The organism is Streptomyces sp. NPDC058964, assembly GCF_042741275.1.
Classification (GTDB): Bacteria; Actinomycetota; Actinomycetes; order Streptomycetales; family Streptomycetaceae; genus Streptomyces.
The window spans coordinates 1-10,094 of the sequence record NZ_JBHYKH010000030.1; the positions used below are offsets into that span (position 1 = coordinate 1).

At 73.1% G+C, this 10,094-nt stretch carries 6 protein-coding genes; 4 read left to right on the forward strand and 2 right to left on the reverse strand.

Annotation, left to right across the window (positions count from 1 at the left end):
• A partial coding sequence (locus ACFW2E_RS06190) for a M4 family metallopeptidase (RefSeq protein ID WP_384462184.1) occupies positions 1-2,240 on the reverse strand: 2,240 nt, incomplete at its 3' end.
• Positions 2,241-2,912: 672 nt separating this feature from the next.
• Between ACFW2E_RS06190 and ACFW2E_RS06195 the strand changes: the two genes are divergently transcribed.
• A complete protein-coding gene (locus ACFW2E_RS06195; protein ID WP_384462187.1) occupies positions 2,913-4,304 on the forward strand; it encodes a Tat pathway signal sequence domain protein in 1,392 nt (463 codons plus the stop codon).
• 138 nt (positions 4,305-4,442) lie between these two features.
• Positions 4,443-5,636 carry an AI-2E family transporter gene (locus ACFW2E_RS06200; protein ID WP_384462189.1) on the forward strand — a complete coding sequence of 398 codons (1,194 nt, stop codon included), beginning with the start codon at positions 4,443-4,445 and terminating at the stop codon, positions 5,634-5,636.
• Positions 5,637-5,735: 99 nt separating this feature from the next.
• Here ACFW2E_RS06200 and ACFW2E_RS06205 read toward each other — a convergent pair whose 3' ends face one another.
• Positions 5,736-6,230 carry a DUF6174 domain-containing protein gene (locus tag ACFW2E_RS06205; RefSeq protein WP_384462192.1) on the reverse strand — a complete coding sequence of 165 codons (495 nt, stop codon included), beginning with the start codon at positions 6,228-6,230 and terminating at the stop codon, positions 5,736-5,738.
• Between the two features lie 208 nt (positions 6,231-6,438).
• Between ACFW2E_RS06205 and ACFW2E_RS06210 the strand changes: the two genes are divergently transcribed.
• Both ACFW2E_RS06210 and ACFW2E_RS06215 read left to right on the forward strand, forming a co-directional pair.
• Complete coding sequence (locus ACFW2E_RS06210; RefSeq protein ID WP_384462194.1) at positions 6,439-7,122, forward strand: hypothetical protein; 684 nt, start codon at positions 6,439-6,441, stop codon at positions 7,120-7,122.
• A 115-nt stretch (positions 7,123-7,237) separates the two neighbouring features.
• Complete coding sequence (locus tag ACFW2E_RS06215; protein ID WP_384462197.1) at positions 7,238-9,985, forward strand: ATP-binding protein; 2,748 nt, start codon at positions 7,238-7,240, stop codon at positions 9,983-9,985.
• The last annotated feature ends 109 nt before the right edge of the window (positions 9,986-10,094 follow it).

Sequence of the window (10,094 nt, forward strand, 5' to 3'; positions counted from 1 at the left end):
TGCCCCCCCCCGGCGGCCGGTTGGTGGACCCCCCCCCCCTCCCCGCTGGCCCCGGCGCGGGGGGGGGGGGGGCCCTCGACGGTGAACGTCTGGTCCACGTCGTCGGCGGAGCCGCCGCTGTGGTTCAGCAGCGAGTACACGGTTCCGTCGGGGCCGACGAGGTCGACGGTCAGGTCACCCCGGTAGGTGTGGATGATCTTGACGTAGACCTGTGTGGTGGCGGAGGCGTTGCCGGGCCGGCCGGTGACGGTGACCGGTGACTCCACCGCGGCACCGGCGTCGGGGATGTCGACGCGGGTGGTGTTGGCGTAGATGTAGGCCACCCGCCAGCCGAAGCGCACGGTGGCCGCCGCACCGGTGTCGTCGGTGACCGTCAGGGTGACATCGCTGGTCCCGACCGTGGTCGGCACGCCCGAGATCAGGCCCGTGGAACTGATCGTCAGTCCGTCCGGCAGGCCGGTCGCCGCGTAGGACAGGCCCGCGCCGGTGTTGGTGGTGTACGCGTCGGTCTGGAGGGACACCGACTGTCCGACCCCGCTGGTCTGGTCCGCGACCGGTGCCACGTTCACGCCCGGCGCGATGCGGTTGCCGACGTTGATCGCCGCCCACGCGTCGGCCACGGCGAGATGGGTCGGGCTGTAGGCGCCGAAGAGGTCGGCCGCGGCCTGCAGCGTCGCCGTCCGGGCTCCCGCGTAGTTGGTGGTCGAGGTCATGTACGTGGTGAGGGCGCGGTACCAGATGCGCTGTGCGTTCCCGATGCCGATGCCGGTCACCGCCCGGCCGTCGTAGGTGGGGCAGTCGTACGCCACCCCGTTGACGGTCTTCGCGCCGCTGCCCTCGGACAGCAGGTAGAAGAAGTGGTTCGCCGGGCCGGAGGAGTAGTGGACGTCGAGGCCGCCCAGTGACGAGCTCCAGTAGTCGCGGGACGCGCCGTCCTTGGAGGGCGCGTCCATGTAGCGCAGCGGCGTGCCGTCGCCGTTGATGTCTATCTTCTCGCCGACCAGGTAGTCGGGGACGTCGGCGGGCAGGTCGGCGTGGAACTCCACGGCCGCGGCGAAGATGTCGGAGGTGGCCTCGTTGAGACCGCCCGATTCGCCGGAGTAGTCGAGACCGGCGGTCGCACTGGTGACACCGTGGCTCATCTCGTGCGCCGCCACGTCGAGCGCGGTCAGCGGGTGCGTGTTGCCCGAGCCGTCGCCGTAGGTCATGCAGAAGCAGGTGTCGGACCAGAACGCGTTGACGTAGTTGTTGCCGTAGTGGGCCCGGCTGTAGGCGGCGACTCCGTCGTCGCGTATGCCGTTGCGGCCGAAGACGTCCTTGTAGTAGTCCCAGGTCGCCGCGGCGCCGAAGGCGACGTCCACGCCGGCGGTCTGGCGGTTGCCCTGGGTGCCGTCGCCCCAGACATCGTCGTCGTCCGTGAAGAGGGTGCCGGTGCCGGAGGTGCCCTGGTTCAGGTCGTAGGTGCGGTGTCCGGCGCGGTCGCCGTCCACGAGTTGGTACGTCGAACCGGAGAGCGTGGTGCCGAGCGGCACGGTTCCGCTGAACCGACCCGTGCCGGTGCCCGTGTGGACTGCCTCGAACCGGAACACGCGCTTGCCCGTGGCGGCGTCGGCGATGACGTGCAGCTCGCTGGGCGTTCCGTCGTCCTGGAATCCTTTGACCACCGACTCCCAGGCCAGAACGGGCCTGGCACCGGCGGCCCAGACGACAATACGCGGACTGCCGTTCGGCTTCGCGTGTTCGGCGCCGGCCCGCAGGGCGGTGGCGAGCGCCTCGGCCTTCGCCGCGGCCGAGGAGACCTTCGGTGTGACGGCCGGAAGGGCGATGGCGGCCTTCGTGGCCTTCGACACGGTGAGGCGGCCGCCCTTGGCGTGGACGACCAGGTCGCCGCCGAGGACCGGCAGGCCCGCGTACGTCCGTTCGTAGCGTGTGTGGGTGGTGCCGTCGGTGTCCCGAGCGACGTCCTGGACGACGAGTTTCTCCTTGGAGCCGAGGCCGAGTTCTTTCGCCGTGGCGGCGGCACCCGTGGCGGCGCTCCTGACGAGCGCGGCGTGCTTCTCCGGGGAGAGCCGTGCGGGGGCCGCGCCGGACCGGGGCGTTGCGAGGATCTTCGTGTGCCCGGCGCCGTCGGCGGCCGAGGCGGTGCCGGCCTGCACTCCGGCGGTGAGCAGTGCACCTACGGCGGTGAGCACCAGGGCACCGGTGTATCTGCGATGCGGGTGAGGGTCCTGCCGGAACAAGGCGTTCTCCTTCTGTGGGGGCGTCGGACCGGGGTCCGGGAGAGCGGGTCGGGCCGGGTGGGGCCCTCCGGCGGCGCACGGGCGGGAAGGGCACGGCACGAGACGGCGCCGACTCGGCGGTGCACGCAGAAGTGAGCTGCTTGTGAGAAAGCCGTGAGCATGTGGTGAACGTGCGGACAGCAGAGTGACACCGCACGGGTGGATTGTCATGGCCACACCAGGCCAACGGCTCAAATTGGCTGTCCCCGGCCGTGTTGTGCCCCTTCGGCGAAGCCTTTCGGCCGGTCGCCGCGCGAGTACCGGACACAGACCGATGCCGGTGGCGGGAGCCGGAAACACATGAGCCCCGTCCCGCACGACACGGGACGGGGCTCACAGTCGAGCGCCGGGCAGGCCTTGCACCTGCATTTCCCCGCAGGAAGCGGGGCGTCTTTCCTTGGACCACCAACGCACAGGCAGCACCACGAATTTCTCGGGGCTGACTCTGCATCAATCATACCCCACCATCGCCGCCAGGCCGACAGCCCGGCTCCCGCCCCTCCCCTGCCCGTCAACCATCCGCTCGCACCGGGACGTTGACCCGGTCCGGCCGCGACAGCAGAATGAGCGCGCACTCTTGAGAGCGCTCTCAGAACGCACGGCCCCGCGCCCCCGCACCTCCCGAGGAGACCCATGACCGGCAGTCAAGGCCCGGCGATCAGCCGCCGCATGCTCATCGGCACCGGCCTCGGCCTCGGTGCCGCGGCCCTCACCACAGCCGGTACCGGCACTGCCCACGCGGCGCAGGTCCAGCGCTCCACCGGGACCTCCCCCCGGCGCCGCGCCTGTGCCTTCCTCGCGGCCGCCCAGGACGCCTACCCGGAGCACGGCGAGATCCGGCTGGCCCAGAGCTACACCGACCAGGCCGGCCTGTTCAGCACCGCTTTCACCTACGACAACGCGCTCACGATCCTGGCCCTGCTGGCCGTCCGCACGGAGGACGGCCGGACCCGGGCCGTGGCACTCGGCGACGCGCTGCTCTACGCGCAGGCCCATGACCCCGCGTACGACGACGGCAGGCTGCGTCAGGCGTACAACGTCGGGCCGTACACCTTCTACGACGGCTCGGAGCAGCCGGACGGATTCGTCCGCGCGGACGGCACCGCCAACGTGGGCACCCAGTTCGGCTTCACCGGCACGGCGGTCGGCGACATGGCCTGGGCCGGTATCGCCCTGAGCGCACTGGCCCACCGGACCGGTGCCCGTCGCTTCCTCGCCGGCGCCCTCCGGCTCGGAAGCTGGATCGAGCGCAACGGGCGCACCGACGAGCCCCTCGGCGGCTACAAGTTCGGGGTCGACGGGGCCGGCAGGCCACTGCCGTACACCTCGACCGAGCACAACACCGACCTCGTCGGCCTCTTCGGACGGCTGGCAAGGCTCACCGGCGACCGGGTGTGGCTCGAGCGGCGCGCACGAGCGGAGGCCTTCGTCCGGAGGATGTGGGAGCCCTCGGGCGGCTTCTTCTACACCGGTACGAACGACGGGGTCACGATCAACAGGTCACCCGTGCCCGAGGACACCCAGACCTGGACCCACCTCGCCCTCGGTACCGCGTCGCACGCCCGCTCCCTGGACTGGGCCGGGACCGAACTGGCCGTCCTGGACACCGCCGAGCGCCCCAACAGCACCGTGCCCGTGGGCCGGTCGTACGAAGGAGTCACCTTCAGCTCGGCCGCTCTCCTGGCCGACGAGGACGCCCCGATAGCGCCGAACCAGCCCAAGCCCGATCGGCACGGTGTGTGGTTCGAGGGGACGGCCCACCTCGCGCTCGCCCTGCGCAACCGTCGCGCACCGGGTGACGAGGAGCACGCCCGGCGCCTGCTCACCTCCGTCGAGAGGGCACAGGACCTGCTCGGCCACGGCCAGACCGCCGGCGGCAGGGCACTGGCCGAACGCTGCGGAGTCGTCTCGGCGAGCAGCCCTCTCGACACCGGTTTCGGCTTCGGCTACTACCCGTACCGGCACACGGGAGCCACCGCCTGGTACCTCCTCGCCGCGCACCGCTCCAACCCGCTGCGGGCCTGAGCGACCGCGGCACCGCCGCGCCCCCGACGGGCCACCCTTTCGACTCGGTGACGGGCCCGGCCGGGCGCGTTGCGCCCCGTCCCCCGCCCGGCTGCCCTTACCTTGCTCTCAACATGACTGGCTGTCAGGAACGGCGAGGTGGTGTGGGACGTGGTGGCCGGAACGGGCGGTCGGGGGCGAGAGCGCAGGGCCGGCGGCGTGGTGCTGGGCAGCCGGCCCGCGCACTCCGTGCGGCTTCCGCCGCCCGCTCGCCACGGCCCGGAGACCGTCACGTCCCCGGTCGGCTCGGTGGCCGAGCGGACCGTGCCGTGGCTGCGCGTGGCCGCGGCGTACGCCTGGCGCCTGCTGCTCGTCTCCGTCATCGTGTACGGCGTCTTCACCGTCCTCGGCCGCTTCCAGCTGATCGCCGGGGCGCTGTTCCTGGCATTCGTGGTCACGTCGGTGCTGCGCCCTCTGGCCGACCTGCTGAACCGGGTGTTCCCCAGATCCCTGAGCGTCGCCGTCGCGGTGGTGGGCAGCCTGCTGGTCCTCCTCGCCCTGCTGGCTCTGGTGGGCAACGCCGTGGCGGGCGAGTCGACGAACCTGGTGGGTGAGTTCCGGGGCGGAATCGACCGGATCGAACTGTGGCTCCGGCGACCGCCGTTCCGGCTCAGTCCCGGAAAGCTGACGGATCTCCAGGGACAGGTCACCCACTACATCGACACACATCGGGCAAATCTGCTGAGCAGCGCCATCAGCGGTCTCGGCCGACTCGTCGAGCTGGTCACCGGGGCCGCGCTGGCGCTGTTCGCGTCGGTCTTCTTCATCCACTCCGGCGAGCGCATGTGGGGCTGGGCGCGCGACCAGCTGCTGCCCCGCGGAGCCCGACCGGTGTGGGACCGCGCGGGGCGTGCGGCCTGGCGGACGTTCGCCGGGTACACCCGGGGCATCATCATCGTGGCCGCCACCAACGCCGTGCTCGTCGGTGTCGCCCTGCTCGTGCTGCGGGTACCGCTCGCGCTGCCGCTGACGCTGCTCGAGTTCTTCGCCACGTTCGTACCGTTGGTGGGCTCGCCGGTCGCGCTCGGTGTGGCAACGGTGGTGGCCCTCGCCGGACGCGGCCCGCTCACGGCTGCCGCCGTGCTGGTCCTCATCGTCGTCATCGGCCAGCTGGAGGGGCATGTGCTCCACCCTCTGGTGATGAGCTGGGCGGTCAGCCTGCACCCGCTCGTCGTCGCCGTGTCCGTCATCGCGGGCAGCATCGTCGCCGGCGTGATCGGCGCCATCGTGGCCGTGCCGTTCATCTCCGTCATCTGGGCGGTACTGCGCGCGCTGCGCACGGCTCCGCCCTAGCTGTGCCGCCCGGGCACCTTGGTGACAGCGCGGTGGCCCTGCATGGAGGAGGGCGGCCGGAACCGGAACGCGACGGCGATCGGGGCGTTCTCCGCCCGGTCATGTTCCCGACGGGACGCCGGGCTCGTACGCGCTGATGACGTACCGGGCCTCGTCGTCGGCGGCGCTCTCGTCCCAGTCCAGGGTGATGCGCAGCGGGTGCCCGTCGGCCGCGTACTCCGCCTCCGCCGTGTCCGCCTCGTCCCGCCGCGCCCGCTCGAGCTCTGCCCGCAGGGCGCCGATGGTGGGGACGATGCCGGGCGAGCGGCGGACCACACGGCGGCTCTCCTCGTCGAGCCCGACCGCCTTCACCACCTTGCCGCCGCGTACGGTCACCCGGAACGTGCCGATGAGAGCCCGCTCGCCTGCGGTCGAGCTCAGGGTGTACGCGTAGTCGGCCGGCTCTTTCCAGGCGGCACGGACCTGCGGGGCCCGGTGCGAGGGCGCCGCGCCGGGCTCCGGCGTCCCCCCGCAGGCGCCGGTCGCCCACAGCAGGCCTCCGGCGAGGGCGAGGCGGGGCAGCAGGGACCGGGGGGTGACACGGACGACCGTCATGGGTGGGCCTTTCGTGAGGTCTTTCCCCCCTGACGCCGCAAGGCCCCCGGACGTTCGGTCCCGCTCCGCGGATCCGAGCGGGCGTCGACCGCATGTCACGGGGTCGCAACGAACCTGAGCAGGTGAAACTGCGGCCGACGGAAACTCGTCCCCCTTCCCGAATCGCATCGCCCGCACCAGGGGATGTCACCACCCGAGGGGGACCCGCATGGCACCGACCACGAAGACCGGCCGTCGCAGACCGATCGCCTTCCGACCCACCGCAGCGGCCGTCTGCGCCGCCGGCGTTCTGGCGCTGACGCTCAGCGGCTGCAACGGCACCGGCGGCGGCAGCGACAACGGTGGCGCGAAGCCGGGCGCGGGGCACACGGCCGCCGCCGCGGACCCGAGCGGTGGCGCCACGGCGGTCGGCGCCAAGCCGGCGGCCAAGTCCTCCGCCGGCACGGGCACCGGCGGCAAGCCGACCGCGGCCGCCCCGGCCCCCGCCGCCTCCAAGGCTTCGAGCACGCCCATCGCCGCGGGCACCGGCGGCCCGGACGACGGGTGCGACCACAAGATGCCCATCTCCCCCGACGAGATCGCGGTCTACCGCTACACCCCCGAAGGCGGCTCCCTGAACCTGATCGTCAAGTACGGCAACTGGGGCTGTCCCACGGCCGATTCCGACGGCGCGCCCTTCGAGACCGTCGGCAAGGAGACCTACCTGCCCATGGACCAGGCCGCGTACGTCACCGCCACCAACCCCGTCGTGGACAGCACGGAGAACCAGCACATCGGCGTCCAGGAGTTCCTCGACTGGCTGGAAGCGCACCCGGACAGCGGCCTGGTCTTCAAGTACCACCTCGGTGCCGACGGGGCCATCGACCGCCTCGAAGAGGTCTTCACTCCCTGACCGGCCTCGAACCTGACCGGTCCGTGGCGCCTGTGTGCCGGTGGCGGACCTTAGGGTTGGCTGTGCGAGGAGTGGTCGGCGGGGGCGGACCGGGTGCCTGTGGGGGTGGGCGAGCGTGGCGGAACTGGTGGGCAGGTCGTCGCAGTTGTCACGGTTCGACGCCCTGATCGCCGGGATCGGGCGGCCCGGGGAGCCGGCGGTCGTCGACATCACCGGTGAACCCGGCATCGGCAAGAGCCGGTTGCTCGGCGAAGTGTGCGCCAGGGCCCGTCGGGCCGGGCTCACGGTGCTCCGGGGCCGGGCCACGGAGTACGAACAGCACGTGCCCTTCCAGGCGTTCACCGACGCTCTCGCCGACGCCCACCCCGGCGCACCCGGCGCGGACCCCGCCCTCACCGAGGCGGAGGCGGTGCTGCACGGCATCCGGCACGCGCCGAGCGACACGCCGGACGGAGGCGCCGCCGCCCGCTTCGGGCTGCGGCGCGCCGTCGCCGCGTTCCTCACGCGGCTGGGCGAGCGCGGTCTGGTCCTCGCCATCGACGACCTGCACTGGGCCGATCCGGCGTCACGGGAACTCGTGGACCATCTGGTCCGGCACCCCGCGCGCGGCCGGGTCCTGCTGGTCGTGGCACGACGGGCCCGCCAGACCCCGACCTCCCTGGCCGCGGCGCTGACGCGCGGTGGCGACGGCGGAGCCGTGCTCCATCTGGAGCTGGATCCGCTGCCCGAGCAGGAGTCCATCCGGGCGCTCGCCCCCGACGTCCCGGAGGACCTGGCCCGGCAGTTGTACGCGGCGAGCGAGGGCAACCCCCTGTATCTGCTCTCCCTGCTGCACGCACACCGCGGCGGGGCGCCGCTGCCCGGCGCGACCTCTGACGCCGGCACCGCGAACCCGGCCGGTGTGCCCAGCGGCCTCGCCGCGCTCCTGCTCGACGAACTGACCACGCTGACCGGACCACAGCGGCTGGTCGTCGAAGCGGTGGCCGTACTCGGCGACCACGCCACGACACCCATGCTGGCCGTGGCGACCGGGCTCACCACCGGGGAGACGGACGACCACGCCGACGCGTTGGCGGCGCGGGACATGCTGCGATCCGGGCCGGGCGGCCGCTGGATGCTCCGGCACCCGGTGCTACGGGCCCTGGTCTACGAGGACATCGCACCGGGGCGGCGTGCCGAGGTCCATCGCCGCGCCGCTCAGGAGCTGGCCCGCCGTGGTGTTCCCGTCACCGAACGGGCGCACCACGTCGCACGGTCGCTGACCGGCTGGGACCCCAGGGCCGCGGCCGTTCTGACCGAGGCGGCCGCACAGTTCGAGTCGACCGCGCCGGGAACCGCTGCCCATCTGCTGGACGTCGTCCTGCGCCACATGCCCGACACGCCCGAACTGGTGCGTGACCGCGGCGAGATCGTCCTGGCGCGGGCCCGCGCGCTCGGTGTGAGCGGCAGTCTCAGGGAGAGCCGGAACCTGCTCCACGGCCTGATCAGGACGTCGGGCAAGGATCACCCCGAGCTGCGGACGGAGGCGGTCGCCCAGTGCGCCGTGATGGAGCGGTATCTCGGCCACTCCCCCGAGGCCACCGCACTGCTGCGCGGGGAGCTGTCCCGCCATCCGGGTCCGTCGCCGGCCCAGGCGGTCTCCTTGAGGCTCGCCCTCGGCATGTCGGCCCTGCAGACCACGTCCTATCCCGAGACACGGGCCGACGTCGCGGAGGCCGTCGCCATCGCCCGCTGCGACGACGACCCCACCGGTGAGGCCGCCGCCCTGGCACTGGCGGCACTCGGCGAGGCGTACGAGGGCGAGACGGAAGCGGCCGCCCGGTTCGCCGACGCGGCCCGTGGGCTCACGGACGCCCTGACGGACCCCGACCTCACGGCGCTGTGCGAGGCGCTGGTCTGGCTGTCCTGGGCGGAAACCCTGCTGGAGCGCTACGCCGATGCCGAGCGGCACATCACCAGGGGGCTCGACATAGCCCGGCGCGGTGGCCGGCTCCATGTCCTGCCGCACCTGCTGACGAGCCGGGCCTTCGTCCATCTCGGCACCTGCCGGCTGCCGTCCGCGCTGGAGGCGGCCGAGGAGGCGGAGTCCATCGCGCGCGCGGCGGGCAGCGACGACCTGCTGGCCTTCGCGCTGGCCATCAAGACGCTGGTGCTGCTGGTGTCCCGTCCGCTGGGGGATCCCGACGCGCTCGCCACGGGTGAGGAGGCGGTCGCGACGGCCGGCGGGAGCAAGGGCTGGTGGTCCGCGCTGGCCTGGTGCATGCTCGGGCACGCCACGTTCGTCAGCGGTGACCCGCACCGCGCGCAGGAGGCCATCACGACGGCCGGCGGCGGCGTCGGCCTGCCCCTGCTGCAGCCGTCGATCCGTCCGGGCCAGCTGGACACCCTCGTCAACGCCGCCCTCGCCGCCGGTGACGTGGACCGGGCCGCCCGCTGGGCCGCGCAGGCGGCCCGGGTGGCCAACCGGCTCGGTCTCGGCGGCCAGCGCGCCGCCGCCCTGCGGGCCGAGGCCGCGCTGGCCGAGCGGCGCGGCGACCCGCGCAAGGCGGTACGCCTGCTGGACGCGGCCACACAGGAGTACGCCCGCTGCGGCCAGACCCTGTGGGAGGCGTATTCCCTGCTGCGGAGCGCGCCCGGGGGGGGGGGGGCCCGGGCCGGGGCGGCCGGGCCCCCCCGCGGGGGGCGCGGGGCCCCCCCCGCCCCGGTCCCGCCGGCCGAGGACGACATCGCGGACCCGTGGGGAAAGCCCCACCCTGTGCTGTACGGGTGCGCCCGCGAGATCGACGGGGCGGTGAGCACGCTCGCCCAGCTGCTGGGCGGCGGGGCGAGAGCCCGGATCGAGAGGGAGCCTGCGGCCCCGTAGCGGCACGCGCGTGGCACGGCGCCTGAAACGGCCAAGGGCCGGCTCGGGAGGAAACCCTCCTGATCACGCCCCGGCGAGAGTTGCCCGCGCGGGGTCGATAACTCGCCAC